This is a genomic window from Saccharothrix deserti (genome assembly GCF_009769385.1).
GTDB classification, from domain to species: Bacteria; Actinomycetota; Actinomycetes; order Mycobacteriales; family Pseudonocardiaceae; genus Actinosynnema; species Actinosynnema deserti.
Map to the genome: position 1 here is coordinate 255,268 of NZ_ML775962.1, position 25,912 is coordinate 281,179.

A 25,912-nucleotide genomic window follows, 5' to 3' on the forward strand; every position below is an offset into this window, starting at 1 on the left:
GGGCGGGGATGGCGTCACCGGGCGTTCGTCCGGGGTTAGGGTTCCCGTGTGGCCATCGCACGTGCCGAACGGCTCGTCAACCTGGTGCTCTGCCTGCTCTCGACCCGGCAGTACCTGACCGCCGAGCGCATCCGCGCCATCGTCCCCGGCTATGCCGACGCCGCGACGGACGAGGCGTTCTTCCGCATGTTCGAACGCGACAAGACAGAGCTGCGCGATCTCGGCGTGCCGCTGGAGACAGGCCGCAGCGCGGGCTTCGACGCGATCGACGGGTACCGCATCGCCCGCCGGGACTACGAACTCGGCGACATCGACCTGGAGCCGGACGAGGCCGCCGCCGTCGCGCTGGCCGCCCGGCTGTGGGACTCGCCGCAGTTCACCGGTGCCGCGCACGGCGCCCTGATCAAGCTCCGCGCCGCGGGCGTGGACGTCGACCAGGACGTCCACGTGCCGGTCGAGCCGAAGGTCCGCACCAGCGAACCCGCGTTCCCGCCGCTGCTGGCGGCCGTCCAGGAGGGGCGCGTGGTCGAGTTCGACTACCGCCGCCCGGTGCCGGTCGAGGTGCGCACCCGCACCGTAGAGCCGTGGGGCGTCGTCGCCTGGCGCGGCCGGTGGTACCTCGTCGGCCACGACCGCGACCGGAACGCGCCGCGCTGCTTCCGGCTGTCCCGGATCGTCGGCGACGTCCGCGTCGTCGGCAAGCCCGGCGCGGTGCAGCGGCCGGACGAGATCGACCTGCTGTCGTTCGTGGCCCGCACCCAGCCCGTCACCGACCAGGGCGTGGCCACCGCCAAGCTGTGGGTGGCCAGGGGGCGTGCGCAGGGCGTGCGCAGGCGGGCGACGGTCGTCGGCACGCAGGAGTTCGACGGCGAGCCGGGCGACGTGCTGGAGATCGAGCTCCGGTTCCCCGACTCGGCGGCGGGGTGGATCGCCGGGTTCGGCCCGGACGTGGTGGTGTTGGAGCCCGAAGTGCTGGCCAAGACGGTGCGGGAGAAGCTGCTGGGCGCGCTGCGCGGTGCGGGGGTGCGCGCGTGAACGCCGCCACCGACCGGCTGCCCCGGCTGCTCGCCCTCGTGCCGTACCTGCTCGCCCGGCCGGGCATCCCGATCGACGAGGTCGCGGCCGATTTCGAGGTGACACCGAAGCAGGTTCGCAAGGACCTCGAACTGCTGTGGATGTGCGGACTGCCCGGCTACGGCCCCGGTGACCTGATCGACCTGTCGTTCGAGGGCGACACGGTCACCGTCACGTTCGACGCGGGCATGAGCAGGCCACTGCGGCTGACCGCGGCGGAGGCGACGTCGCTGCTGGTGGCGCTGCGGGCGCTGGCCGAGACGCCCGGCGTCGCCGACCAGGCCGCCGTGCAGCGGGCGGTGGCGAAGATCGAGGCCGCGGTGGGGCAGGCGCAGCCCGCCGGGGTGGCAGTCGGCCTGGCCGTGCGGGAGGCGCCGGAGACGGCACGCGTGCGTGACGCGGTGTCGGACGGCGTCCTGCGTGGGCGCGCGCTGCACCTGCGCTACTACACGCCGTCGCGGGACGAGATCACCGACCGCGTGGTCGACCCGATGCGGATGCTGCTCGTGGAAGGCCGAAGTTACCTGGAGGCGTGGTGCCGCGCGGCGGACGGCGTGCGGCTGTTCCGGCTCGACCGGATCGACGCCGTGCGGGTGCTGGGCGAGCCCGCCGCACCGCCGCCGCACGCCACACCCACCGACACATCGGAGGGGTTGTTCCAGCCGGACCCGTCGCAGCGGACGGCCGTGCTGGTGCTCGAACCGGACGGCCGCTGGGTGGCCGAGTACTACCCGACCGACGGGCTGGTGGAGTTGCCCGAAGGCCGGGCCAGGGTGCTCATGCGGTACGCCGACACCGCCTGGATGGTGCGGTTGCTGCTCGGATTGGGCGGCGAGGTGCACGTCGAGCAACCGCCCGAACTCGTGGCCGAGGTCGCCCGACAGGCGGAGGCGGCGTTGCGCCGGGCGGATCACCTCCCGGCAACCTGAGCCAAGTACCGTAATGCCGTGCCGTACTTGCCGATCCTGGTGCTGATCCTGCTCGGGGTGGTCGTGCTCGTCGTGACCGGAATCCGAGTCATCGGATCGTTGCGTCGATTCCGCGCCGCAAGCACTCTGGTGGGTGACAGGGTCGGCGACGGTGTCGGTCTGCTGCGGGCGCGGTTCGCCGCGCTCGAGGTGGCCTTCGCCGAACGGCGTCCGGACCAGGCCCGTCAGGGCGAACCCCGCGTACCATCGGTGGACCGGGGGAGACAGGAGGATCACCGTGGGTAACCTCGGAGCTACTGAGCTGATCATCATCGCCGTGGTGATCATCTTGCTGTTCGGGGCGAAGAAGCTGCCCGACATGGCGCGTTCGCTCGGCCGCTCGGCCAAGATCCTGAAGGCCGAGACCAAGGGCCTGCGCGACGAGGACGACCAGTCGCAGGCGAACCAGCAGGGCACCACCGCGCAGCAGGTCCAGGCGCCGCAGCAGCTGCCGCCGGCCCAGCCGCAGGTCGCCCAGCCGCAGGTCGTCCAGCAGCCGGTCGCGCAGCCTCAGCCGGCGCAGCCGCAGGTCGCCCCGCCCATCGAGCAGTCCGGGCAGAACCTCCAGAACAAGCAGAACAGCAACTGACGAGCCAACGCACCAACTAGAGCCGAAGGACGGTCCGCACGGTGGGGGCAAGTCCGGTCCGGTGGTGGTCCCAGCGCAGGGAGCGCCGCAAGGTCACGAGTCGTCGGAGCAACCCCGACGGCACCATGTCGTTGAAGGATCACCTCTACGACCTCCGGCACCGCCTCGGGCTGGCGCTGCTGTTCATCGCGTTCGGTGCGATCTTCGGCTTCTTCTGGTGGGGCTGGCACATCTTCGGGACGCCCAGTCTCGGCGACATCGTCATCTCGCCGTACTGCGGCATCCCGGTGGCCGACCGGTTCAGCCAGAACGGCGAGTGTCAGCTGTTGCAGACCAAGCCGTTCGAGGCCTTCATGATCCAGCTGAAGGTCGGCGCGGCGGCCGGCATGGTGATCACCGGCCCGCTGTGGCTGTACCAGGTCTGGCGCTTCATCGCGCCGGGCCTGTACGCCAAGGAACGCCGGTTCGCGGTCGTCTTCGTGGCCTGCGCGTCGGTGCTGTTCCTGCTCGGTGGGGCGCTCGCGTTCTACGTCGTGCCGCAGGGCCTGACGGTGCTGGTCGGCTTCGGCGCAGGCCAGTTCCTCACCGCGCTCTCCGGCGGTGACTACATCGACTTCGTGCTCACGCTGCTGCTGATCTTCGGCGTGAGCTTCGAGCTGCCGCTGATCGTGGTGATGCTCAACCAGGTCGGCATCCTCACCTACGACAAGCTCAGTCGTTGGCGGCGCGGCATCCTGTTCGGGTTGTTCATCTTCGCCGCGCTCGCGACACCGGGCACCGACCCGGTTTCGATGGTCGCGTTGGCGGTGGCGCTCACCCTGCTGTTCGAACTGGCCATCCAGATAGCCCGCATCCACGACCGGCGGGCCGCGCGCAAGCGCAAGGACGAGGGCTTGGATGCCCTGTCCGACGACGAGGCCGCGCCGTTCGAGTACACGCCTTCCTCGATCGACGACCCGGAGTCGAAGGACACGACCACGCCGGAGCCGGTGCCCGCACCGGAGCCGCCCGGACGTGTCCGCTACGACGACGCGACCTGAGCGACGGAATCCGAGCGACGCGACCTGACGCGTCGGCGGCCTTTGTAGGCTGCCCGACCATGGCGACGTCAACGCGGGCGGCCCTGCTGGTGTGTCCCGCCTCGGGCAAGGGCAGGGCGGCGCGCGTGGCGGGCACCGTCGCGGCACGGCTGCGCGACGTGGTCGACCGCCTCGACCTGCACGTGGCGTCCTCGGCGGAGGGCACGGCGGAGTCGGCGCGCCGGGCGGTGGCCGAGGGCGTGGACGTCCTGGTCGTCCTCGGCGGTGACGGCGGCGCGCACCTGGCCGTGCAGGCCTGCGCCCGGTCCGCGACCGCGCTGGCCGTGGTGCCCGCGGGCACCGGCAACGACCTGGCCAACGCGCTCGGCACGACCTCGGTGGACGACGTGGTGACCGCGTTGCGCGAAGGCACCCGCCGCACGTTCGACCTGGGACGTGTCGAGAACGGCCCCTGGTTCGCCACCGTGCTGTGCGCGGGGTTCGACTCGGCGGTCAACGAGCGGGCGAACGCGATGCGCCGGCCCGCCGGTCCTCGGCGCTACGACCTGGCGATCCTGGCCGAACTGGCGGCGCTGCGGCCCGAGCGGCTGGTGGTCGGGACCGAGGACGGCGTGGTGGAGATGGACGCGCTGCTGGTCGCGGTCGGCAACACGACCAGCTACGGCGGCGGCATCCCGGTGTGCCCGGACGCGTCGCCTGCCGACGGCCTGTTCGACCTGACCGTGGTGGCGGCCGCACCACGGCGCACCCTGCTGCGGATGCTCCCCACGCTGCGCACCGGGCGGCACGTGGACCACCCGGCGGTGCGCACGTTCCGGGCGCGGTCCGTGCGGCTGTCCGGGCCGTCCTGGGTCGCCTACGCGGACGGTGAGCGGCTGGGCGCGGTGCCGTTGACCGCCACGTGCGTGCCCGGCGCGCTGACCGCCGTCACGGGTGCCGTCGAGCCCGTCGGCGTTGCCCCCGAGCCGGTCAGCGGTGCCGGCTGAGCACGTCGCGCTTGCGCCACGAGGCGTGCGGCTCGGTCGTGCCCCGGTCGAACAGCCACCCGGCGACGGTCAGCACCCCGTTGGCCGCGTCCAACGGCGTGTCGTGCGCCGATTCGACGGTCTCGATCTCGTGCCTGCCGCAGTCCCGGATGGCGTCGCAGCGGACCGAGATCTCACCCTCCACCTGCCACGGAGGTGGAGGCGTGAGCACGTGGCGGTGCGGGTCGCGGGGCGGCGCCACGTGGACGTGGAAGGCCACCTCCTCGATCTCGGCGAGGCCGGAGAGACCCGCGTAGGGTGCGCCGGGCAGGTGGTCGAAGACCAGCCCGGTGCCCGGTCTGCCCAGGTGGTCGGCCAGCCGCTCGACCCGTGCCGCGGCCAGTCGCAGCACGTCGAGCACCGGGTCCACGTCGACCAGGTCGGGGAACACCCACCGGAGGTCGCCCTCCGCCAACGGAATCGCCTCCACGGTTGACGAGTGTGCCGCATGACCTGTACCGATGGTCTTTATAGCTTCAGTGTTGATTAAAGAAGACGTTCCGCGGTCCGTCGCGGATCTGAAGCGATTTTGTCGGTGGGTTATGACAGCCTGGACAGGTGTCAAGCACTTCGCGGTCTCCGGCCGACTCGTACGCGGATTTCCGGCGTCGTTCCTCCTGGCCCAAGCTGACCGACTTCCTCGGGGTCATCTCGTTCGAACTCGACCCGTTCCAGCAACGCGCGTGCGAGGCGCTGGAGGACGGGCACGGTGTGCTGGTGTGCGCGCCCACCGGCGCGGGCAAGACCGTCGTCGGCGAGTTCGCCGTGCACCTCGCCCTGTCCGAGGGCAGCAAGTGCTTCTACACGACGCCGATCAAGGCGCTGTCGAACCAGAAGTACGCCGACCTGGTCGCCCGCTACGGCCCCAAGAAGGTCGGCCTGCTCACCGGCGACACGTCGGTCAACGGCGACGCGCCGATCGTGGTGATGACCACCGAGGTGCTGCGCAACATGCTGTACGCGGGCTCCTCGACGCTGCGCAGCCTGGCCTACGTGGTGATGGACGAGATCCACTACCTGGCCGACCGGTTCCGCGGCCCGGTGTGGGAGGAAGTGATCCTGCACCTGCCCGAGTCGGTGCGGCTGGTCGGCCTGTCCGCCACGGTCAGCAACGCCGAGGAGTTCGGCGAGTGGCTGGTCGAGGTGCGCGGCGACACGACGGTCGTGGTGGACGAGCACCGGCCCGTCCCGCTGTGGCAGCACATGATGGCGGGCGGCCGGATGCTGGACCTGTTCGCGGGCGACACGCCCGACGGGCACACCCGGATCAACCCCCAACTGCTGCGCCACACCGACGACCTGTCCCGCTTCCACGTGCCGTGGAGCCGGAACCGCAACAACCGGGACCAACGCGGCCGGCCGCCGCGCGGGTCGGGGTTCAAGCCGCCGTCACGGGTCGACATCGTGCAGCGGCTGGACGGCGCGGGCCTGCTGCCCGCGATCGACTTCGTGTTCAGCCGGGCGGGCTGCGACGCGGCGGTGACGCAGTGCGTGCGGGCCGGGCTGCGGCTCAACTCGAACGACGAGGTCGAGCAGATCCGCGCGGTCATCGAGGAGAAGACCAAGGACCTGCCGCAGGGCGACCTGATGGTGCTGGGCTACTGGGAGTGGCGGGAGGCGCTGGAGCGCGGTATCGCCAGCCACCACGCCGGTCTGCTGCCCGCGTTCAAGGAGACCGTGGAGGAGCTGTTCGTCCGCGGTCTGGTGAAGGTCGTGTTCGCCACCGAGACGTTGGCGCTGGGCATCAACATGCCGGCGCGGACGGTCGTGCTGGAGAAGCTGGTCAAGTACAACGGCGAGGCGCACGTCGACCTGACCCCCGGTGAGTACACGCAGCTCACCGGCCGGGCCGGGCGGCGCGGTATCGACGTCGAGGGCCACGCGGTGGTGGTGTGGCAGCCGGGCGTCGACCCGAAGGCGGTGGGTGGCCTGGCGTCCACCCGCACGTACCCGCTGCGGTCGTCGTTCCGGCCGGGCTACAACATGGCCGTCAACCTGGTGAACCAGCTGGGCGCGGCGTCGGCGCGGGAGATCCTGGAGCAGTCGTTCGCGCAGTTCCAGGCGGACCGGTCGGTGGTGGGCCTGGCGCGGCGCATCGAGCGCAACCGGGAGGCCTTGGGTGGTTACTCCGAGGCGATGACGTGCCACCTGGGTGACTTCACCGAGTACGCGTCGCTGCGCCGCCGGGTCGCCGAGCGGGAGAAGGCGTTGTCGCGGCAGAACACCTCGGCGAAGCGGGCCGAGGCGGCGGCGTCGTTGGAGCGGCTGCGCAAGGGTGACGTGATCGCGGTGCCGTCCGGGCGTCGGTCCGGGCTGGCCGTGGTGATCGACCCCGGTCTGGAGCCGCTGGGCGAGGCGCGCCCGTTCGTGGTGACCGAGGACCGGTGGGCGGGTCGGCTGACGTCGGCGGACTTCCCGATGCCGGTCGAGGTGCTGGGCAAGATGCGGCTGCCGAAGCAGGTGGACACGCGGTCGCCGAAGTCGCGGCGCGACCTGGCGGCGTCGTTGCGGGCCACCGGGATCGTGGCGCCCGCGATGCGCAAGCGGCGGTCCACCGCGGACGACGACGCGGAGCTGGCGACGTTGCGGCGGGCGTTGCGGGCACATCCGTGCCACGGCTGCGAGAAGCGCGAGGACCACGCCCGGTGGGGCGAGCGGTACCACCGGCTGCTGGCCGAGACGGAGCAGTTGGAGCGCAAGGTCGCGGCGACCACGCACTCGTTGGCGCGGGAGTTCGACCGGATCCGCGGGCTGCTGCGGGAACGCGGTTACCTGCACGCGGAGGAGACCGGGCCGGGCGAGGAGGTCACCGAGCACGGCAAGCGGCTGACCAGGCTCTACAGCGAGTCTGACCTGTTGGCGGCGGAGTGCCTGCGGCACGGCGTGTGGCGCGATCTCGATCCGGCCGAGCTGGCCGCCGTGGTGTCGGCGTTGGTGTACGAGGCGCGTCGGGACGGTCCGCTGGAGGCGCGGTTGCCACCGGGGAAGGTGTCGGACGCGTTGACCGCGACCGCCCGGTTGTGGGCGGAGCTGGAGGACGACGAGCGCAGGCACCGGCTCGACCGGACCCGGCAGCCCGACCCCGGTTTCGCGTGGGCGGTGTACCGGTGGGCGCGCGGCGAGTCGTTGGAGAAGGTGTTGTCGGCGGCCGAGGAGAACGGCGCGGAGCTGGGCGCGGGCGATTTCGTCCGGTGGTGCCGGCAGGTGATCGACTTCCTGGACCAGATCCGGGACGTGGTCGGTGGCGGTGATCCGGTGGGTGCCGCCGCCCGGAAGGCGGTGGACGCGTTGCGCCGCGGGGTGGTGGCCATGGCCACCGTTTGACAAAGCTTTGCGGGGTGGGTGGGTACCGCTCGCACACCTGTGGTTTGATCGCGCCCGCAAGGCTTGAACGGCTTTGTGGCATTTGTGCAGACCGCTGTTCAGACCAACACTGTTCCAGACCGACCGTCGGAGGCCGAGCATGACCAGTCCGTACGGACCGTCCGGAGGGAACGACCCGCAGCCGCAGTGGGGCCAGCAACAACAGCCCTACGGTGGTGGGTACCCCGGCACGCCGTCGGGTGGTTTCCCCGCTCAGCAGCCCAACCCCTACGGGCAGCCGGATCCGTCACAGCAGCAGCAGTGGGGCCAGCAGCCCCAGCAGCAGCCGTACACGCAGCAGTACCCGGCCGGGTACGACCCGAACAACCCGCAGTCGAACCCGTACGGGCAGCCGCAGCAGGGTCAGTTCGGGCAGCCCGGCCAGCCTGGTCAGTTCGGTCAGCCGGGCCAGTACGGGCAGCAGCCCGGCCAGTACGGTCAGCCGGGTCAGTACGGCCAGCAGCAGCCGCCGCCGAAGAAGTCCGGCGCGGTCGTGTGGGTCGTCGTGGCGCTGGTCGTGCTGCTGTTCGGTGCGGTCAGCATCCTCGGGTTCGTCACGCCGGGCTGGTTCACGACGAAGGTCTTCGACCAGGCGTCCGTGCAGCAGGGTGTCGTTGGCATCCTGAAGGACGTCTACAAGCTCCCCGACGTGGAGAGCGCCACCTGCCCGGCCGACCAGGAGGTCAAGCCGAACACGACCTTCGAGTGCACCGCGAAGGTCGGCGGCAAGGACAAGACGGTCAAGATCACGGTCAAGACCGAGGACGGCGAGTACGAGGTCGGCCAGCCCGCCGGCTGATCCGCGTGTCGTACGTGTCGTACGTGTCGTGCCCGAGGCCATTCCCGCTGTCGTTCGCGGGGGTGGCCTCGGTTTCGTCTGCGCGTTCGTCTGCGCGTGAATCGCGTTAGCGGTTCACACGATCCCGCCGGCACCATGCGGTGGTGACTGATCACGACATCCGCGTTCTGGACGATTCCCAGTACCGGGCCGCGCACGCGTTGTTCCGCGGCACCCTGCACCGCGCGCCCACGCCGGACGACCAGTGGAAGTACGTGCAGGAGTCGTACGAACCGGGGCGTGCGCTGGGGGCGTTCGCCGACGGGGAGATGATCGGGACGGTCCAGTCGTTCCCGTCGACGATGGCCGTGCCGGGTGGTGCGGTCGTGCCGCACGCGGCGGTGAGCCGGGTCGGGGTGCGGGCGGACTGGACGCGTCGGGGTGTGTTGAGCGCGTTGCAGCGGGAGCAGCTGCGGGCCATGCGGTCGGCGGGTGACGTGGTGGCGTCGCTGCGGGCGTCGGAGACGGTGATCTACGGGCGGTACGGGTACGGAGTGGCGTCCCGGTACCGGTCCCTGCGGATCGACCGGCATCACGCGGCGCCGCGGACGCGCCCGGCGGGTCGGGTGCGGCTGGTCGAGGGCGAGGCGGGGGAGCGGATTGCTCGGGAGCTGTTCGAGGAGCTGTCGCCGGGGCGCACGGGCACGATCTCGCGGTGGCCCGCGTGGTGGGGGCTGAACGTCCGGCGCAGGATGGCCGACGAGAACATGAAGATCGCGGTGCGGTCGGGTGCTTCGGGTGACGACGGCTACCTGGTGTACAAGGTGGAGCCCGGCGAGCACGATCCGGGTGACGAGAAGCCGACCACGTTGGCGGTGCTCGACCTGTGGGCGCGGGACGCGGAGGCGTGGGCCGATCTGTGGTTGTTCGTGCTCGGGATCGACCTGGTGGTCGAGGTGACCGCGTCCGGCCGGCCGGTGGACGAGCCGCTGCAGTGGCTGCTGGGCGACCGGCGGGCGTGCCGGATGACGGACGAGTACGACGAGACGTGGTTGCGGCTGCTCGACGTGCCGGCCGCGTTGGCGGCACGCACCTACCGCGAGGGCGAGCCGGTGGTGATCGGGGTTCGTGACGTGTACCTGCCGGAGAACTCGGGGACGTACCGGGTCGCGGCGGGCGGTGTCACGCGGGTGGAGGATGGGGCCGAGCTGGTGCTGGACGTGGACGTGCTGGCGGCGGCGTACCTGGGTGACGTGTCGTTCTCGACCCTTGCTGCCACGCGTCGGCTGGACGTGGTGGAGGCCGGCGCGCTCCGGCGTGCCGATGCGCTGTTCGCGGTGGACGAGGTGCCGTGGTGCGGTTCGTACTTCTAGCCCACACGATCGGGTGATCATGGCCTGACGACCTACGGAAAACGCTGTTATTCTCAAGTTGAAACGTCGGTTGAAACAACGAGGCCCGCGACCGACCACCCGACCACCCTCCGACCCGACCACCCTCCGACAGGTGCGGGCTTGCGGGCTGGTGTTCGGCTTCCGGCCCGCGCGGGCCGGCCGTGGCCGGCGAGCGCTGCGGGAGGGCCGCGGCCTAGCGGCGTTCCATGGCGGACAGGAGCCTGGGCAGTGAGCTGCCGAGGCCCCAGCGCCGGGTCAGTTCGGCGACGCGGTCCGGGTCGGCTGGTGCGGTGGGGACCGTGTCCGGGCGGTCCATGACGATTTTTGCGTCGGTTGCCACGTTGACCACGGTCGGGGCTACTGCGAGGTAGTCCTGGGCGTTGAGGAGCGCGGTGCGGGCGCGGGTGGTGAGTTTGCGGTCGCGGCCGTCGTGCACCGCGTCCAGCACGGCTTGCAGGGAGCCGAACTCGCTGATCAGCTTTGCCGCCGTCTTCTCGCCGATGCCGGTCACGCCGGGCAGGCCGTCGGACGGGTCGCCGCGCAGCACCGCCATCCCGGCGTACGCGCGCCCGGCGTCGTGCACGGGCAGGGCGTACTTCGCGGCCAGTTCCTGCGGCCCGAGCAGCTCCGCCTTCGCCCACCCGCGCCCGAGGTACAGCACGCGCACCGGGGTCGGCTCCTCGCGCACGACCTGGAACAGGTCGCGGTCGCCGGTGATCACCTCGACCGGGTCGGTGGTCTCGCGGGCGGCAAGGGTGCCGATCACGTCGTCGGCCTCGTAGCCGTCGGCCTCGGCGGTCGCGATGCCGACCGCGTCGAGCACGTCGAGGATGATCGGGATCTGCGGCGTGAGGGTGTCCGGCACTTCCTCCTCGCCCTCGACCGCGCCCTCGGCGACCCGGTGCGCCTTGTACGACGGGAGCGCGGCGACCCGGAACGCCGGCCGCCAGTCCGCGTCCAGGCACGCCACCAGCCGACCGGCCTTCCGGTCGGTGATGACCTTGGCGATCGTGTCGACGAACCCGCGCACCGCGTTCACCGGTGTGCCGTCCGGCGCGGTCATCGACTCGGGCAGTGCGTAGAACGCCCGGAAGTACAGGCTGGCGGCGTCCATCAGGACCAGCGGGTTGCTCACCCCGGACAGCTTGCCAGAGACCATCGACGACCACCGACGACCATCGACATCACCGACCCGGACGACGTGCGGCCGGGTCGGGCGACGTGCGACCGGTCCGGACGACGGGCGGCCGGGAGGAGCCCGGGTGCCCGCCTGCGCCGGCTGGTGCCGTAGTCGTCGCCGGCCGGACCCAGGTGGCGGGGAGAGCGCGGCACACGGGTGGGCGCGGCGGCGTGTTGGCGTGCGACGGGCCGCGCACCACTAGGCTGCCCGTCATGTCGACCAAAGTTGGGCCCGTCGACGTGGACGCCCTGCGCGCGCGCCTCGACCGGGCCACCGCCGCGGCCTCCATCGCGGGCGTGGACGCGTTGCTGATCACGCCCGGTTCCGACCTCCGCTACCTCATCGGCGCGGGCGGGTCGTCGTTCGAGCGGTTGACGTGTCTGGTGCTGCCGGTCGGTGGCTCGCCCGTGCTGGTCGTGCCGAAGCTGGAGCAGCCCGGTTACGCCGGCGTCCCGCTCGACGAACTCGGCGTCGACGTCGCCACCTGGGTCGACGGCGAGGACCCGTACGCCCTGGTCAAGCGGGCGTTGAAGGGTGCCCGGACCGCGGTCTCGGACATGATGCCCGCTCTGCACACCCTGCGGTTGCGGGACGTCGTCGGCACGGATCAGGTGCTCGCCGGCCCCGTGCTGCGGGAGCTGCGGATGCGCAAGGACGCCGCCGAGGTGGCTGCGCTGCGCAAGGCGGGCGCGGCGATCGACCGGGTCCACGCGCGCATGGCCGAGTGGCTGCGCCCCGGCCGCACCGAAGCCGAGGTGGGCGCCGACATCGCCGTCGCGATCGTCGCCGAGGGCCACACGGAGGCCGATTTCGTCATCGTCGGCTCCGGCCCGAACGGCGCGTCACCGCACCACGACGTGTCCGACCGGGTGATCGAGGCCGGTGACGTGGTCGTGGTCGACATCGGCGGCCCGATCGCCGAGGGCTACAACTCCGACTCCACCCGCAACTACGTGCTGGGCGAGCCGCGTGATGCCGACGTGTGGGAGACCTACGCGGTCCTCCAGGCGGCGCAGAAGGCGGCCGTCGAGGCGGTCCGGCCCGGCGTCACGTGCGAGGCGGTCGACGCCGCCGCACGCCAGATCATCGCGGACGCGGGTTTCGGCGAGTACTTCGTGCACCGCACCGGCCACGGCATCGGCCTGGACGTGCACGAGGAGCCGTACATCGTCAGCGGCAACGACCTGCCGCTGGAGCCGGGCATGGCGTTCAGCGTCGAGCCCGGCATCTACCTGCCCGGCCGGTGGGGCGCGCGGATCGAGGACATCGTGGTGGCCACCGCCGACGGCGTGGAGAGCGTCAACAACCAACCGCACGAGCTGGTGGTGTTGCCCGCGTGACGAACCTGGAGCCGATCGACCGGGCGATCCTGCGCGAACTCGCCGCCGACGGGCGGTGCAGCTTCACCGACCTCGCCGAGCGGGTCGGGTTGAGCGTGTCGGCCGTGCACCAGCGGGTGAGGCGGCTGGAGCAGCGGGGTGTGGTGCGCGGTTACGCCGCGCGGCTGGACGGCGACGAGATCGGCCTCCCGCTGACCGCGTTCATCTCGCTCACCCCGATCGACCCGGCGGCTCCGGACGACTACCCGAAACGGGTGGAGCACCTGCCGCAGATCGAGGCCTGCTACTCGGTCGCCGGTGACGCGTCGTACGTGCTGCGCGTCCGGGTGGCGTCCCCGACGGCGTTGGAGGAGCTGCTGAGGCAGATCCGCGAGGCGGCGAACGTGTCCACCCGGACCACGGTGGTGCTGTCCACGCCGTACGAGGACCGCCCGCCCGCCGTGTGACGCGCGGCCGTCAGAACAAACGGCCCCAGGTGTTCGCGAAGCGGGCGAGCACGTCGCGGTCACGCCGGTCGGGCGCCCGCGGGAGCAGGCGCCTGACCTCGTCGTCGGTCGCGGGCCGCACCGAGAGCACGAACTCGCGCACGGCCTCCACGTCCGCCCGATCGGAGACCACGGCCACCGCCTCGACGTCGCCCATCCGCCGCACGAACACGTGGTCGGTGGGGTCCGGCCGGTACACCAACTCGGTGGTCTCCACCGTCGCCGGCAGCACGACCAGGCGCGGGAACGCGTGCAGCTTCCCGTTGGCGCCGTTCGGGCCGTAGTTCGGGCTGTAGTCCAGGTTGGCGCGGCCTTCGGCGATGGTCAGCCGGGGGAAGTCGTAGCCCTCGGGCGTCGCGATCAGCAGCACGCCGCCGGGCAGCTTCGCGTGCGCGATCCGGGACGCGGCGTCGTCGGTCGGCATCGTGCCGGGCAGCCAGATGCCGAACGCCACCGCCGCGACGGTCACGCCCACCGCGACCAGCCGCACCGCCCAACCGTGCGCGAGCATGGCCGCGACCAGCGCGAACGGCACGCCGATGCCCGCGATGGACAGCCACGACGGCGGTTTCGCCGGTTCGCTCGCCTCCAGCACCGACGTGTAGAACACCGCTCCGACCAGGCCGAACACCGTCACCAGCGCGGCCCACCCGATGCGGCGCGGCGCGGTGGCCGTCAACGGGCTGCCACCGGCGGTGAACGTGCCGATCAGGAAGACCACCGCGAACGGGCCGACCATGCCGATCGCCACGAGGGCCGCGCTCTCGACGAAGAACCCGAACAGCACCAGCCAGCCGACCACGACCGCCGACAACGCCATGACCAGCCACACCACGGCGATCTGCACGGGAACCCTGAAGTCGATCACACCGCACACGGTCCCGCGCGGCCGTCCGGCGGGGCATCGGTGGATCTACTCAACCGGCGCGGCTACTCGAACGGGTCGGCGGGGATCGCGTCGTAGGCGGCCTGCACGCGGGCCATGGCCGCAGCGTCCACCGCGAACTCGACGTCGTCGATCCGCGACACCGCGACCACCCCGACGGAGTTGGTCAGGAACGCGCCGCGATAGCGGCCGACGTCCGCCAGCCGCACCACCTCCCGGCGTGACGGCAACTCCCGTTCCAACAACTGCATGGTGATGCCGTGCAGCCAGTCGGCCTGCGCCCACACCAGGTCGTCGCTGTCGTCCAGGAACGCGATGTTCGCGATCGCGCCCTCCACCACCACCCCGTCGGAGGTGAGCAGCGCGTCGTCGAAACCGGCCCGCTCGGCGCGGTTGCCGTGGTGGATCTGGCCGAACCCGCCGAGGTGCTTCACGTGCGGCAGCGGGCGGGCGTAGTCCACCGACATCAGGCGCTGCGGCGTCGCCGGGGGAGTGGACGGCGGCCGCACCGCGACCATGACCGACGGCACGCCGATACCGAACACGACGACCCGCACGGCCGCGTCACGCACGTCGTCGCCCAGCGCGTGGGAGATCAGGGTGCGGACGCGGTCGCCGGACAGGCCCGTGCCGTACAGCTCGCGGGTGCCCTGGTCGAGCCGGCGCAGGTGCAGGTCGAGGCCCTTGGTGCGGCGGTCCCGGACCTGCATGGCGGTGAAGTGCCCGTAGTTGCTCAGCAGGCCGAACGCCAGCCGCTCGCTGGTCGGCGGCTCGCCGTCGATCTCGATCCTCAGCACGGACGCGACCGTAGCGTGGCAGGAATCGAGGGTCATCGGTCGTTGCCGCCGCGCCGGGCGGTGGAGAGGGTGGACGGTGTGGAACGCGAGGTGCTGGTCGTCGGGTACGAGGGGGCGACGCTGACCGATATCGCCGGCCCGGTGGACGTCTTCGACGGCGCGAACCGGGCGGGCGCCGCCTACCGGGTGCGGCTGGCGGCGGTCGGCGGCGGGTTCGCGGTGGGCGGCGGGCTGCGGATGGAGGCCGAGGACCTGCGGGACGTGTCCGGAGGGGTGGACACGGTCGTGGTGGCCGGCGGCTTCGGGTTCGCCGACGTGGCCCGTGACGCGGAACTGCTGCACCACCTGCGGCGGGTCGCGGCCGACGCGCGGCGGGTGACGAGCGTGTGCACGGGCGCGTTCCTGCTTGCTGCGGCCGGGCTGCTGGACGGTGCCCGCGCCACCACGCACTGGGCGTACTGCGACCGGCTCGCCACCGACCACCCGTCGGTGGAGGTGGTGCCGGACGCGATCTACGTGCGGGACGGGCGGCTGGCCACGTCCGCCGGCGTCACCGCGGGCATCGACCTGGCGTTGGCGCTGGTGGAACGCGACCACGACGCCGCGCTGGCCAGGCTGGTCGCCCGCTGGATGGTGGTGTTCCTGCAACGGCCCGGCGGCCAGTCGCAGTTCAGCGTGCGTGCCCGCGTGCCGCCCGTGCGCGAACCGGGCCTGCGGGCGGTGCTCGACGCCGTCGCCGACGACCCGGCGGCCGGCTGGACGGTCGAGGAGATGGCCCGGCGCGCCGCGATGAGCCCGCGGCACTTCGCCCGCGTGTTCCCGAGCCGGGTCGGCGTGCCGCCCGCCCGGTACGTGGAACGCGTCCGGGTCGAGGCGGCGGCCGGGGTGTTGGAGTCGGGCGACGAGGGGCTGGACGTCGTGGCTCGACGCAGTGGTTTCGGCACGGCGGAGACGATGCGCCGGGCCTTCCTGCGGGTGCTCGGCGTGACGCCGGGCGGTTACCGCCACAGGTTCCGCACCTCCGGTGTGGCCTGAACGACAGCGTTGACAACGAGGGGGAAGCGATGGACGTGGCTTTCGTGCTCTACCCGGACATGACCGCGTTGGACCTGGTCGGGCCGTACGAGGTGCTGGGGCACCAGCCGGAGGTGACCGCGCACTTCGTGGCCGCGTCACTCGACCCGGTGCGCACCGACGCCGGGCTGACGATCATGCCGACGACCACGTTCGACGTGCTGGACCGCGCCGACGTGATCGTGGTGCCCGGCGGCGCGGCCTGGGCCGAGGTGCTGGAGGAAGGCGTGGTCGCGGCGTGGCTGCGCAAGGTGCACCCGACCGCGACCTGGACCACCTCCGTGTGCTCAGGGTCGACGTTGCTGGCGCAGGCGGGCATCCTCGACGGCCGCCCCGCGACCACGCACTGGGCGTTGCGCGACGAGTTGGCCGCCCGCGGCGCGGTGGTGAGCACCGACCGGGTGGTGGTCGACGGGTCCGTGGTCACCGGCGCCGGGGTGGCCGCCGGGATCGACATGGCGCTCACCCTGGCGGGCCGGATCTGGGGTGACGACCGGGCCGAGTTCACCCAGCTCGTCATCGAGTACGACCCCCGGCCGCCCTACCGGGCCGGGTCCCCCGAGACCGCGTCCGCCGAACTCGTCGCCTTCGTCCGTGGCGTGATCGTCGGCAGCTGACCCGGTCGACCCGGTCGACCGGGTCACCGCGACCAGCACGGCGGGCTGCCCGCCGTGCTGGCGCAGGACTTCCAGCGGCAACCCGGCCAACGCCAGCACCGAGCCCTCCGGGAACAGCTCGCCGTCCAGGTCCAGCTCGCCGCTGAGCACGATCACCAGCGCGTCCCGCCACTCCCGTTCGTCGTAGGGGCGGGAACCCGCGACGGTGACCACGCGGACGTCGAACCGCACAGCGTCGAAGCTCACAGCGTCGCGGGCAGGCCGAAGAGCGGGAACCGGTCCGACGGGAACGTGATGACCTCGGTGATCTCGCCGTCCTCGACGCGCAGCACGTCCAGCGCAACCGGCTTGAAGTGCTCCTCGCCGGGCTCGCGGACGTAGTTGGCGATGGCCGGCTGCCGGTTCGCCCTGGTCTCCAGCACCTTCCACTCGCCGAACGCCTTCGGGCCGACCATGACCTCGGCCCAAAAGCCGATCAGCACGTCCCGGCCGCGGTGCCACTCGGGCTGCGGCGGCATGGTCCACGTGGCGTCCTCGCGCAGTGCGGCGGCCAGCATCTCCATGTCGCAGCGCTCGGTGGCCTCCACGAACCTCCGGACCACCGCCTTCTCCTTCGGGTTCGGCTCACCCGACCAGTCGGCACGCCGTTCCGGCAGGTGCTTGCGCATGGTGACGCGGGCGCGTTGCAGCGCGCTGTTCACCGCCGGCACGGTTTCCTCCAGCAACGCCGCCGTCTCGGTCGCCGGCCAGCCCAGCACGTCCCGCAGCACCAGCACCGCTCGCTGTTTCGCCGGCAGGTGCTGCACCGCGGCCAGGAACGCCAGCTCGATCGTCTCCCGCGCCACCACCTCCGCGTCCGGTTCGGCGTCCAGCAGGGAGTCCGGGAACGGCTGGAGCCACGGCACGTCGGCCGCCGGCATCTCGTCGGTCGTGGTGTGCGGGGGACGTCGGTTGATCACGTCGAGGCACGCGTTCGTGGCGATCCGGTACAGCCAGGCGCGGAACGACGAACGTCCCTCGAACGTGTCCCTGGCGCGCCACGCCTTGAGGAACGTCTCCTGCACCAGGTCCTCGGCCTCGTCGAACGAACCGAGCAGCCGGTAGCAGTGCACCCGCAGCTCGTGCCGGTACCGCTCGGCCTCTCGCGTGAAGTCAACCGTCATCGCCGCAACCTCGCTCATGGTCACCCTCCGGGCTTGTACGGTGGCGTGCCGGTCGCACGCCGCACAACATGTGACTCAGCCGGCCCGGGAAACTCATCGGTCACGCATCGGTCATTGGTCACCGGTCACGCATCGGTCATCGGTCACGTCGGATCGGGGGAGCTGTTGGGCGGGGGCACGGGGTTCCGCGCGGTGTTCGCGGTGCCGGAGTTCCGGGTGCTGTGGTCGGCGGCCGTGCTGTCGACCGTCGGCGACCAGCTGGCCCGGGTGGCGCTGTCCGTGCTGGTGTTCCAGCGCACCGGGTCCGCGGCGTGGACCGCGCTGACCTACGCGTTGACGATGCTGCCCGCGCTCGTGTCCGGCGTGCTGCTGACCGGCCTGGCCGACCGGTACCCCCGGCGGACCGTGATGGTGGTCGCGGACGTCGTGCGGGCCGTGCTGCTGGCCGTGATGGCGGTGCCCGGCGTGCCGCTGCCGCTGGTGGCGGCGTTGCTCGTGGTCGCGCAGCTCGCGGAGCCGCCGTTCGCCGCCGCGCAGGGCGCGCTGCTGCCGTCCGTGCTGGGGGACCGGTACGAGGCCGGGCAGTCGGTGCACCTGATCACCCACCAGGCGGGGCTGCTGCTGGGGTTCGTCGGCGGCGGTCTCGTGGTGGCGTGGCTGGGCACGTCCGGGGCGTTGCTGGCGGACGCGGTGACGTTCGCGCTGTCGGCTCTGCTGCTGCGGTTCGGTCTGCGTCAACGGCCCGCTCCCGCGTTCGTGCCCGCCGTCCACGTGCGGATTCGCGCCGGTGCGGCGTTGGTGTGGCGGGACCGGAGGCTGCGGCTGCTGGTCGGGTTGGGGTGGCTGGCCCTGTTCACCGTGGTGCCGGAGGGGCTGGCCGCGCCGTTCTCGGCGGAGGTCGGCGCCGGCGCGGCGGGCGTCGGCCTGCTGCTGGCCGCCGACCCGGCCGGGATGGTGCTGGGGACGGTCCTGCTGCGCTTCCTGCCCGCGTCGGTGCGCGTGCGGCTGCTCGGGCTGCTCGCCGTCGCCACGGCGCTGCCCCTGGTCGGCTACCTGCTCGCGCCGAACCTCGTCGGGGCGGCGGCGTTGCTCGCGTTGAGCGGCGTGTTCAGCGCGTACCAGGTGACGGCGGGGGCCACGTTCGTCCGCCTCGTGCCGGACGAGCAGCGCGGCCAGGCGTTGGGCTTCGCCCGCAGTGGCCTGGTGGCCGCGCAGGGGATCGGCGTGGCCGCGGGCGGGCTGCTGGCCACCGTCGCCGGCTCGGCGACCACCGCCATCGCCGTGGCGGGCATCGCGGGCACCGTCCTGGCCCTTGCCGCCACCTCCGCTTGGTCGCGGGTCGCGCCTGCCGCGGTGAACTGACGGGATTGCGGGTTGGTCGGCGGTCCTCGTTGTTTCAACCGACGTTTCAACCCAAAGATTACAGCGTTTTCTTAGGTCGTCGGGGCATGATCACCCGATCGTGTCGCGTGGGACGTGTGCTGCGCGGTGCGCCGGCCGCGGGAGTCGGAGGCTCGCCGCGGCCCGCGCCTGGCTCCGGGGGGCATCGTTCACGGTCGTCTGCGGAACTCCGCATCACCAGATCTTGTCGCGCATGGCGGCGCACCTCCCCTCGGCAATGGCGGCGGTCGGAACCGGGTCGGTAGGGGGATCACCAGATCTTGTCGCGCACAACCGCACCTCCGTCCGTCTCGACAGGACTCGACAGGCCCTCGAAAGGGCTGCTGACCAGCGGTTTCACCAGATCTTGTCGCGCACCGCAATCACCTCCAGCGGGTTGCGTCACCCCGGTAGCGGCTGACATCCGCGCAGGTCACCATTACTGTGACCCTCCGTCCGGATACCATGACAGTCCGGGATAGACAGTCGTGAGGAATCATGGGCACAGCGCGTTCGACGTCGTCGGGCGATCGACGCTGGTCACTATGGTCCCTGCCCAGGCAGGCCCTGGTGTACGTGCTGTCGGTGGATCTGCTCGCCACCGTCGCGATCGCCGCCACCACCGCCTGGCCGGTGCCCACCGACTCCTGGACCACGTTCGCCGTCCTGCTCGGCTGCGCCGCGCTGCACCTGCACTGCTCCCGCTGGATCGAACGCATCCGCCGCGACCACAGCCACCTGCCGCACGTCGACCTGTGCAGCATCTGGATCCTGGCCGGCGCGCTGGTGCTGCCGCCGACGCTCGCGGTCGCGCTCGTCGTGATCATGTACGCGCACCGCTGGTGGGTCGTCGGCCGCTGGGACGCGTCACGTCCACCGCACCGGTGCGTGTTCACCACGGCGATGATGGTGCTGGCCACGCTCGCCGCGAGCACCGTGGCGGGTGTCACCGGCCTGCGCGACCACCTCCAGGCCGGGCAGCCCGGAGGCGCGCTCGACCTCGTCGGACTGGTCGGCGCTGGCACCGCCCAGTGGCTGGTCAACACCGCCCTGGTCGCCGCGGTGATCCTGCTGACCGTCCGGCCCCGCTCGGTGAAGGACTCGCTCGGCAGCGCCGCGGACAACCTCCTCGAAGCCGGTCAGCTCGCGATGGGCGGGTTCGTCGCCCTCGGCGTGGCGTGGTGGCCCGGGTTCGCGGTGCCGATGGTCGTCGCGGCCGTCGCCCTGCACCGCACCGTGCTCATCCACCAGCTGGAGCTGGCCGCCCGCACCGACACCAAGACCGGCCTGCTCAACGCCGAGGCGTGGCACCTGCAGGCCACGCTGGAGCTGCAGCGCACCCGCCAGCAGCCGCCGGGCGCGAGCGTCGGCCTGTTCATGATCGACGTCGACCACTTCAAGGACATCAACGACACCCACGGCCACCAGACCGGCGACCTGGTGCTGCGGCGGATCGCGGCGGCGCTGGAGTCCGCGGTGCGGCGCGGTGACGCGGTGGGCCGCTTCGGCGGCGAGGAGTTCGCCGTGCTGCTGCCGGGCGTGGAGCACGAGGAGGCGATCGCGATCGCCGAGCGGATGCGCTCGGAGGTGCACCGGGTGATCGTGGACGACGGCAACGGCGGCATGGTGGCGGGGCTCACGGTCAGCATCGGCATCGCGGTGTGGCCGGACGTCGCCGAGGACACCGTGGAAGGACTGCTCGCGGCGGCCGATTCCGCGCTGTACGAGGCGAAGCGGCTCGGCCGGGACCAGGTGCAGGCAGCGGGCAGGCGGCGCCGTTCACCGTGGACGCCGGCGGCGAGATCGGAACGGCCCGGCGTGTAAGAAGCGCGACTACCCGCCGAATCTCCTACAGGTCGGGCCTCGGGTGGCGTAGTTTCTGCCCGCCACCACCCACACGGTGGATCATTCGCTTGCAAGGGTCGTGAGCCAGTGGATCTCGGTGCCCCGCACGGAATTCGTTTCCGCTTCGAGGCGGGGCTGCTGCGTGCCGTCCTGCTCGACGTGCACCGCAAACCGCCGGTCGACGCCGGTGAGGAGCTGACCGCCGAGGCGGGCGCGCGCGACCTGCTGGTCGACGAGACCCGCGACGGTCACGTGCGCGCGGTGCTGCGGCAGCGCTTCGACCTGCCCGCGCCCGCACGCTGGCGGCTCGCCGTCGACGCGCCCGCCACCGAGACCGGCGACGGGGTGGCGTTCGCCCTGCCGGACTCGGTGTCGCTGCTGGTCTCCGGCTCGGAGCCGTGCACGGTCGAGGACGGCGGTGTGTCCGTGGAGCTGCCCGCCGGCGAGTCGGAGCTGAGCGTCACGGTGACCAGCGAGCCGGTGTTCGAGGTCGGTGACACGGCCGTGGTGTGCCGCCCGGACCAGGTGCGCGAGGCCGCGGTCGTGGTGTCCTGCCTGCCCGCCGACCGCGTCACACCCGTCCTCGCGCTGAGACCCGGGGACGAGTCATCGCACCGGCACGACGGGCTGGTGACCGAGCTGCTCACCGCGATGGGCGTGCGCCGTGCGGTGTTCCTCGACGAGCCGGACACCGAGCTGTTCCCCGACCTGCCCGAACGCCTCCACCTGCCGTGCGAGGACCCCGTCGGCCTGACCGGCAAGGCGTGGGAGCTGCTGCGCGGCGGCGGTGAGCCCGAACGCACGCTGGACGTCGCGCCCGACGCCGACTTCGTCGCCGCCCTGTTCACCGCCCTGCGCACCGGTTCGGCGCTGCGCGTGGACGACGGCGCGCCGCCCGTGCCGTTCGCCGAGCACAACCCGGACGGCGGCGACGAGGCCGTGCTGGTCGAGCGCACCGGCGAGGTCGACGACCTGACCGCCGCCCTCTACGCGCACCACCGCGGCGCCCGGCTGGTGATCACGCCGAAGCCGGACCTGACCGAGGTGTGCGCCGTGGTGGCCGAGGAGCAGGACCGGGTCACCGCGGCGGCCGGCGCGATCGGCGACGCGGTCAAGGGCATCGGGTTCGTCGAGGCGCTGTGGCGGTACCTGTCGACCGGCGGGCACGACCCGTACGCGACGGTCGAGGCCGTGGTCACCGCGCAGGTGCCGGCCGAGGTCGTGGCGGAGGTCGGGGACCGCACGCTGACCGCGTTCACCACCGGCCTGCCCTACTCGTTCGTGCACACCGAGACGGTGAACTGGGCGCGCAAACCGATCGGGCACGTGGTGGCCGACCCGGCGCTGGTGGTGCTCACCGAGCTGCACCGCGCCGGCGTGGCACGGGAGCCCGGCGCGTTCAGCCTGGTGTTCGACTCCGGGGCGTTCCTCGAGGTGCCGGAGACCACTGCGTCCCTGGGGCACCACACTCACCCGATCGTGCTGTCCGGTCAGGACGCGTCACCGGACGCGCTGCGCCACCTGGTCGAGGACCTGCCCGTCGAGCTGGTGTTCTTCAACAGCCACGACGCCGACGACGCGATCCTGCTCGGCGGCCACGAGCTGCCGGACGCGGACATCCCGGTGACCCTGCGGCACCGCCCGATCGTGTTCAACAACTCCTGCCGGTCGTGGACGGCGCTGGGGCGCGAGTTCGTGCGGGCCGGCGCGCGCGGCTACATCGGCACGCTGTGGACCATCCCGGCGAACCTGGCGGCGGGGTTCGCCCGCACCGTCGTGCGGCGGCTCACCGCCGAGGAGACGCCCGCCGCGCGCGCCATCGTCAACACCGGCACCCCCGGCGGCATCGAGCGGTCCTACCTGTACGTGGGCACGGTCAACGGCAGGCTGGACGAGTGGCGCGACCGGTCCACCACCGACGCCGAGGCGGCGCTGACCGGGTGCGAGCTGCTGGCCGCCGCATCCCGCGACTGCGCCGCACCCCTGTCGTCGGTGCTGCACCGGGAGATCTCCGCGCTGCGCGAGGTCGCCGAGCGGGGCGGCGTGACCGACACCCCGTCGTACGCCGACGTGCTGCTGGCCGAGCTGCGGCTGGAGGACGACGACGAGCGGGCCGCCGCGCTGGTCGAGCGGATCGACGCGCTGCTGCCCGATCTCGACCTGCCCGACGACGAGGTCGAGCCCCTGTGGGCGACCAGGTTCGAGGTCACCGGTGCGCGATTCGAGCGGCGCGGGGAATACGCGGCGGCGCTGGCGGACTTCGAACGGTGTGTGGGCTTGGGCGACGCGTGCCGCGACCGAGCGGCCGTCCTGCTGCGGATGGCGAGGCTGCTGATGCACGAAGGCAGAACCGACGAGGCCGGACAAGCGGCGCGGCTGGCGTACGAAGAACACCTCGCGCGCGAGAACAGGGCCGGGCGGCTGGAGGCGATCACCGTGCTCGACGGCATCGGCGACGCGGACTCCCGGACCGCCCTCCGCTACGCCGTGGAGGGCCACGACCTGGCCGAGGAGCTGGGCGACCGCGCCCGGCAGGCCGCGTTCAAGCTCGCCGAGTGCGACCGGCACCGGGAGAACGGCGACCTGGCCGAGGCGATCGAGGCCGGGTCCCGTGCCGTGGAGCTGTTCCGCGCCGAGGGTGACGACCGGCAGGAGTTGGCCGCGTTGCGCCGGCTCGGCGCGTGCCACCGCGACCGGGGCGACCTGGAGACCGCGCAGCACTACGCCGTCGTCGGCCTCGCCCGCGCCGAACAGGTGGGCGCGGCGGCCGAGGTGGCGTCGTTCCACGACGACCTGGGCGGCGTGCTGGCCGCGCGCGGTGAGCACGGCAAGGCGTTGGAGCACTACCGGCACGCGGTGGAGAAGCTGGTCGCGACCGGCGCGTGGGAGCGCGGCGCGGAACTGCTGCCGCACCTGGCCGTCGGCGCGGTCCGGGCGGGCGACCCGGAGGCGCTGTGGACCGCGGCCCTGTGCGGCGGCCTGATCTGCGAGGTCGCGCCGCGCGAGGTGTGGGCGTCGGTCGTGCCGCTGGTGGTGGACTCGATGAAGCGGGCGATCGAGACCGGGCCGCTGGAGCTGACCGAACGCGGCATGACCGACTTCGCCAGCGCGGTGACCACCGGCAAGCGCGAGGACATGCCGTTCCAGGTGGGTCTGCTCGCGGACGTCGTGGTCGTGCTGCTGGCGTGGCTGATGGACCGCACCGACCCCGACATCCTCGGGTTCGCCCGCGAACTGGACCGCACCAGCGGCGGCGTGCTCGACCTCGTCGGCTACGTGTCGGTGCCGTACGCCGAACGCGCCCGCAACCCCGGGGTCGGCCGGTCGCGGCCTACCAGTGGCGGCCCACGCTGAGGTCGTCCAGTTCGGGGCGCGAGAGGTGCAGCACGCGGTAGCGGATGTCCTCGTCGGTCGCGGGCACCGTGCTCCACAGCGTGAAGTGCAGCAGTTCCCAGTGCCTCGGGTCGATCGCCAACGCGGTGGCGTGCACCTCGGGGTTGTCCTTGCGCTGCTTGAGCTCTTCCAGGGCCCGTTCGATCGCCTCGGTCGGGTCCGCGTCGGCTCCGATGTGCTCGGTGCGCTTGGTGGCGGCGGTGGGCGTTGTCGCTGTGCCCTTCTCGAACGCGAGGCCGACCCAGTGCTGCACGGTCGGGCGGCCGAAGTCGGCGCTCAGCCCCCGGAAGCCCGGACCCCACAGGAAGCTGTTCATGCCCTCGGCGGTGCGCCACAGGTAGAACGGGGCGTACTGGTTGACCAGCGAGCCGTCGACGCCGCGTTCCCGCAGGCAGTACGCCTTCAGACCCAGGCCCGGGAAGTCGTCCAGCGCGGAGCCCCGGGTGGCGACGCGGGTGCGGATGATCCCCATGTCGTAGTCGGCGGGCAGGGTGATCTCGTAGTGCATGGCGTGCATGGTTCAGTTCCCCCGGTACGTGGCTGCGGTGCGCGGGTACAGCTCGCGGTAGGCCGCGAGGTGGCCCCAGGGTGTGGTGATCGACTCCGCCCGGAGCAGGCCGTGCACCAGTGCTCGGGCGAAGACTTCCCGTGCCGCCGTGAGCACTTGTGCCGCGTCGGCGTCGTGGGTGCCGGTCGAGGCGGCGAAGACCGTGTCGCCGTCGGTGAGGCCGTGTGCCGGGCGGACGGCGATGGCGAGGCCGTCCTGGGCGGCGTTGGCCAGGGCGAACAGGTGCGGCAGGCGGGCGTTGGTGGCGACGACGCCGATCACCGTGTTGAACGGCTGGGCGTGGCCGGTGCTCGCGGCGCGGGCGGCGTCGAGGTCGTCGCCCTGGTACGCGGGGAACTCGCCCGGCAGGCCCAGGTGCGTGGCGAACGGCAGGCCGGTGTCGAGGTCGACCGACGGGCCGACCGCGTTGAGAGCGGCGATCGCGCCGACCACCACGCCGCCGGGCAGTTCGACGCTCGCCGTGCCCAGGCCGCCTTTCAGGGTGGCGTTGAGCGCGCCCGTGCCCGCGCCGACGTTGCCCTGCACGACCTCGATGCCCGCGTTGCGCACGGCCTCCGCGCCGTCGTCCGGCCCGGGGTGGGCGTGGAAGTCACCGCCCCGGCCGAGGTCGAACAGCGCGGCGGCGGGCACGAACGACCCCAGCTCCCGCGCCGCACCGTCGGCCGCCGCGAGCCCGTACGCGCTCCCGCCCGTCAACACGACGCCGCGCACCTCCCGGCCGCCGTAGCGGGGATCGAGCGCGGCCGTGTCCCGAGTGGCCGGAGCCCCGCCGCGAACGTCCACAGTGGACAGCGTGGCGGGTGGGAACAGCACGGCCGTGGTGCCGGTCAGCGCACCGTCCCCGATCCGCGTGGCGTGCCCGACCAGCACACCGGGCACGTCGGTGATCGAGTTCCGCACATCCCGATGCTACGGAACAGACGACCGCGCTACACCATCCGGTGATCACCGCT

General features: G+C 72.3%; 23 protein-coding genes. 16 read left to right on the forward strand and 7 right to left on the reverse strand.

Features of this window, described 5'->3' with window-relative positions:
* Positions 1 to 48: 48 nt before the first annotated feature.
* From FM051_RS08155 to FM051_RS08180, 6 genes are all read left to right on the forward strand, one after another.
* Positions 49 to 1,035, forward strand: coding sequence for a helix-turn-helix transcriptional regulator (locus FM051_RS08155; RefSeq protein WP_158842284.1), 987 nt, complete (start codon positions 49 to 51; stop codon positions 1,033 to 1,035).
* Entirely contained in the window at positions 1,032 to 2,003 is a 972-nt protein-coding gene (locus FM051_RS08160; protein WP_158842285.1) for a helix-turn-helix transcriptional regulator, read from the forward strand. Before FM051_RS08155 ends, FM051_RS08160 begins: the two co-directional genes overlap by 4 nt.
* 27 nt (positions 2,004 to 2,030) lie before the next feature.
* A complete protein-coding gene (locus FM051_RS08165) occupies positions 2,031 to 2,288 on the forward strand; it encodes a bacteriophage holin (protein ID WP_420803575.1) in 258 nt (85 codons plus the stop codon).
* Positions 2,281 to 2,631: a Sec-independent protein translocase subunit TatA gene (tatA, locus tag FM051_RS08170; protein WP_158842287.1), complete on the forward strand. Its 351-nt coding sequence runs from the start codon at positions 2,281 to 2,283 to the stop codon at positions 2,629 to 2,631. The genes FM051_RS08165 and tatA overlap by 8 nt, the downstream gene beginning before the upstream one ends.
* A 125-nt stretch (positions 2,632 to 2,756) precedes the next feature.
* Positions 2,757 to 3,671 (forward strand): twin-arginine translocase subunit TatC, encoded by a 915-nt coding sequence (gene tatC, locus FM051_RS08175; RefSeq protein WP_158842288.1) that lies wholly within the window; start codon positions 2,757 to 2,759, stop codon positions 3,669 to 3,671.
* 59 nt (positions 3,672 to 3,730) lie between these two features.
* Positions 3,731 to 4,657 carry a diacylglycerol/lipid kinase family protein gene (locus FM051_RS08180; RefSeq protein ID WP_158842289.1) on the forward strand — a complete coding sequence of 309 codons (927 nt, stop codon included), beginning with the start codon at positions 3,731 to 3,733 and terminating at the stop codon, positions 4,655 to 4,657.
* On the opposite strand, the gene FM051_RS08185 is transcribed toward FM051_RS08180, so the two are convergent.
* Entirely contained in the window at positions 4,641 to 5,126 is a 486-nt protein-coding gene (locus FM051_RS08185) for a hypothetical protein (RefSeq protein ID WP_158842290.1), read from the reverse strand. The two genes, FM051_RS08180 and FM051_RS08185, sit on opposite strands and share 17 nt — an antisense overlap.
* 128 nt (positions 5,127 to 5,254) lie before the next feature.
* On the opposite strand from FM051_RS08185, the gene FM051_RS08190 reads away from it, so the two are divergent.
* The 3 genes from FM051_RS08190 to FM051_RS08200 all read left to right on the forward strand — a co-directional run bounded on the left by FM051_RS08190 (position 5,255) and on the right by FM051_RS08200 (position 10,210).
* Complete coding sequence (locus FM051_RS08190) at positions 5,255 to 8,020, forward strand: DEAD/DEAH box helicase (protein ID WP_158842291.1); 2,766 nt, start codon at positions 5,255 to 5,257, stop codon at positions 8,018 to 8,020.
* Positions 8,021 to 8,159: 139 nt separating this feature from the next.
* Positions 8,160 to 8,858, forward strand: coding sequence for a DUF4333 domain-containing protein (locus FM051_RS08195; protein WP_158842292.1), 699 nt, complete (start codon positions 8,160 to 8,162; stop codon positions 8,856 to 8,858).
* A 143-nt stretch (positions 8,859 to 9,001) separates the two neighbouring features.
* On the forward strand, positions 9,002 to 10,210 hold the full coding sequence (locus FM051_RS08200; RefSeq protein WP_158842293.1) for a GNAT family N-acetyltransferase: 1,209 nt from the start codon (positions 9,002 to 9,004) through the stop codon (positions 10,208 to 10,210).
* A gap of 214 nt (positions 10,211 to 10,424) precedes the next feature.
* On the opposite strand, the gene FM051_RS08205 is transcribed toward FM051_RS08200, so the two are convergent.
* Positions 10,425 to 11,366, reverse strand: coding sequence for a 5'-3' exonuclease (locus tag FM051_RS08205; RefSeq protein ID WP_158842390.1), 942 nt, complete (start codon positions 11,364 to 11,366; stop codon positions 10,425 to 10,427).
* 257 nt (positions 11,367 to 11,623) lie between these two features.
* Here FM051_RS08205 and FM051_RS08210 point away from each other — a divergent pair, with 257 nt between their 5' ends.
* Positions 11,624 to 12,751 carry a M24 family metallopeptidase gene (locus FM051_RS08210; protein WP_158842294.1) on the forward strand — a complete coding sequence of 376 codons (1,128 nt, stop codon included), beginning with the start codon at positions 11,624 to 11,626 and terminating at the stop codon, positions 12,749 to 12,751.
* Complete coding sequence (locus FM051_RS08215) at positions 12,748 to 13,197, forward strand: Lrp/AsnC family transcriptional regulator (RefSeq protein ID WP_202918734.1); 450 nt, start codon at positions 12,748 to 12,750, stop codon at positions 13,195 to 13,197. Before FM051_RS08210 ends, FM051_RS08215 begins: the two co-directional genes overlap by 4 nt.
* A gap of 10 nt (positions 13,198 to 13,207) precedes the next feature.
* Here the strand turns inward: FM051_RS08215 and FM051_RS08220 are convergent, their stop codons facing one another.
* Together FM051_RS08220 and FM051_RS08225 are read right to left on the reverse strand one after the other, a co-directional pair.
* Positions 13,208 to 14,104, reverse strand: coding sequence for a hypothetical protein (locus FM051_RS08220; protein WP_158842295.1), 897 nt, complete (start codon positions 14,102 to 14,104; stop codon positions 13,208 to 13,210).
* A 62-nt stretch (positions 14,105 to 14,166) separates the two neighbouring features.
* A complete protein-coding gene (locus tag FM051_RS08225; RefSeq protein WP_202918735.1) occupies positions 14,167 to 14,919 on the reverse strand; it encodes an aminotransferase class IV in 753 nt (250 codons plus the stop codon).
* Positions 14,920 to 14,997: 78 nt separating this feature from the next.
* Between FM051_RS08225 and FM051_RS08230 the strand changes: the two genes are divergently transcribed.
* Together FM051_RS08230 and FM051_RS08235 are read left to right on the forward strand one after the other, a co-directional pair.
* Positions 14,998 to 15,954, forward strand: a complete 957-nt coding sequence (locus FM051_RS08230; protein ID WP_158842392.1) for a GlxA family transcriptional regulator — start codon at positions 14,998 to 15,000, stop codon at positions 15,952 to 15,954.
* Positions 15,955 to 15,983: 29 nt separating this feature from the next.
* A complete protein-coding gene (locus tag FM051_RS08235; RefSeq protein ID WP_158842297.1) occupies positions 15,984 to 16,610 on the forward strand; it encodes a DJ-1/PfpI family protein in 627 nt (208 codons plus the stop codon).
* Between the two features lie 242 nt (positions 16,611 to 16,852).
* On the opposite strand, the gene FM051_RS08240 is transcribed toward FM051_RS08235, so the two are convergent.
* Positions 16,853 to 17,797 carry an RNA polymerase subunit sigma-70 gene (locus FM051_RS08240; protein WP_274383517.1) on the reverse strand — a complete coding sequence of 315 codons (945 nt, stop codon included), beginning with the start codon at positions 17,795 to 17,797 and terminating at the stop codon, positions 16,853 to 16,855.
* A 141-nt stretch (positions 17,798 to 17,938) separates the two neighbouring features.
* Here FM051_RS08240 and FM051_RS08245 point away from each other — a divergent pair, with 141 nt between their 5' ends.
* The 3 genes from FM051_RS08245 (at position 17,939) to FM051_RS08255 (ending at position 24,352) form a co-directional block, all read left to right on the forward strand.
* Entirely contained in the window at positions 17,939 to 19,135 is a 1,197-nt protein-coding gene (locus FM051_RS08245) for an MFS transporter (RefSeq protein WP_158842299.1), read from the forward strand.
* Positions 19,136 to 19,651: 516 nt separating this feature from the next.
* A complete protein-coding gene (locus tag FM051_RS08250) occupies positions 19,652 to 20,977 on the forward strand; it encodes a GGDEF domain-containing protein (protein ID WP_158842300.1) in 1,326 nt (441 codons plus the stop codon).
* A gap of 108 nt (positions 20,978 to 21,085) precedes the next feature.
* Positions 21,086 to 24,352, forward strand: a complete 3,267-nt coding sequence (locus FM051_RS08255) for a tetratricopeptide repeat protein (protein ID WP_158842301.1) — start codon at positions 21,086 to 21,088, stop codon at positions 24,350 to 24,352.
* On the opposite strand, the gene FM051_RS08260 is transcribed toward FM051_RS08255, so the two are convergent.
* Together FM051_RS08260 and FM051_RS08265 are read right to left on the reverse strand one after the other, a co-directional pair.
* Complete coding sequence (locus FM051_RS08260; RefSeq protein WP_238412226.1) at positions 24,330 to 24,899, reverse strand: DUF4865 family protein; 570 nt, start codon at positions 24,897 to 24,899, stop codon at positions 24,330 to 24,332. The genes FM051_RS08255 and FM051_RS08260 overlap by 23 nt on opposite strands.
* A gap of 12 nt (positions 24,900 to 24,911) precedes the next feature.
* The gene (locus tag FM051_RS08265; RefSeq protein ID WP_158842303.1) at positions 24,912 to 25,859 is read right to left on the reverse strand and encodes a P1 family peptidase; all 948 of its coding nucleotides are present in this window, start codon (positions 25,857 to 25,859) and stop codon (positions 24,912 to 24,914) included.
* Positions 25,860 to 25,912 lie beyond the last annotated feature (53 nt).

Bases quoted from the DNA above. Each gene is read 5' to 3' on its own strand.
- FM051_RS08250 (WP_158842300.1), top strand. From the start codon at position 19,652: ATGGGCACAGCGCGTTCGACGTCGTCGGGCGATCGACGCTGGTCACTA.
- FM051_RS08195 (WP_158842292.1), top strand. From the start codon at position 8,160: ATGACCAGTCCGTACGGACCGTCCGGAGGGAACGACCCGCAGCCGCAG.
- tatC (WP_158842288.1), top strand. From the start codon at position 2,757: ATGTCGTTGAAGGATCACCTCTACGACCTCCGGCACCGCCTCGGGCTG.
- FM051_RS08210 (WP_158842294.1), top strand. From the start codon at position 11,624: ATGTCGACCAAAGTTGGGCCCGTCGACGTGGACGCCCTGCGCGCGCGC.
- FM051_RS08180 (WP_158842289.1), top strand. From the start codon at position 3,731: ATGGCGACGTCAACGCGGGCGGCCCTGCTGGTGTGTCCCGCCTCGGGC.
- FM051_RS08260 (WP_238412226.1), bottom strand. From the start codon at position 24,899: ATGCACTACGAGATCACCCTGCCCGCCGACTACGACATGGGGATCATC.
- FM051_RS08235 (WP_158842297.1), top strand. From the start codon at position 15,984: ATGGACGTGGCTTTCGTGCTCTACCCGGACATGACCGCGTTGGACCTG.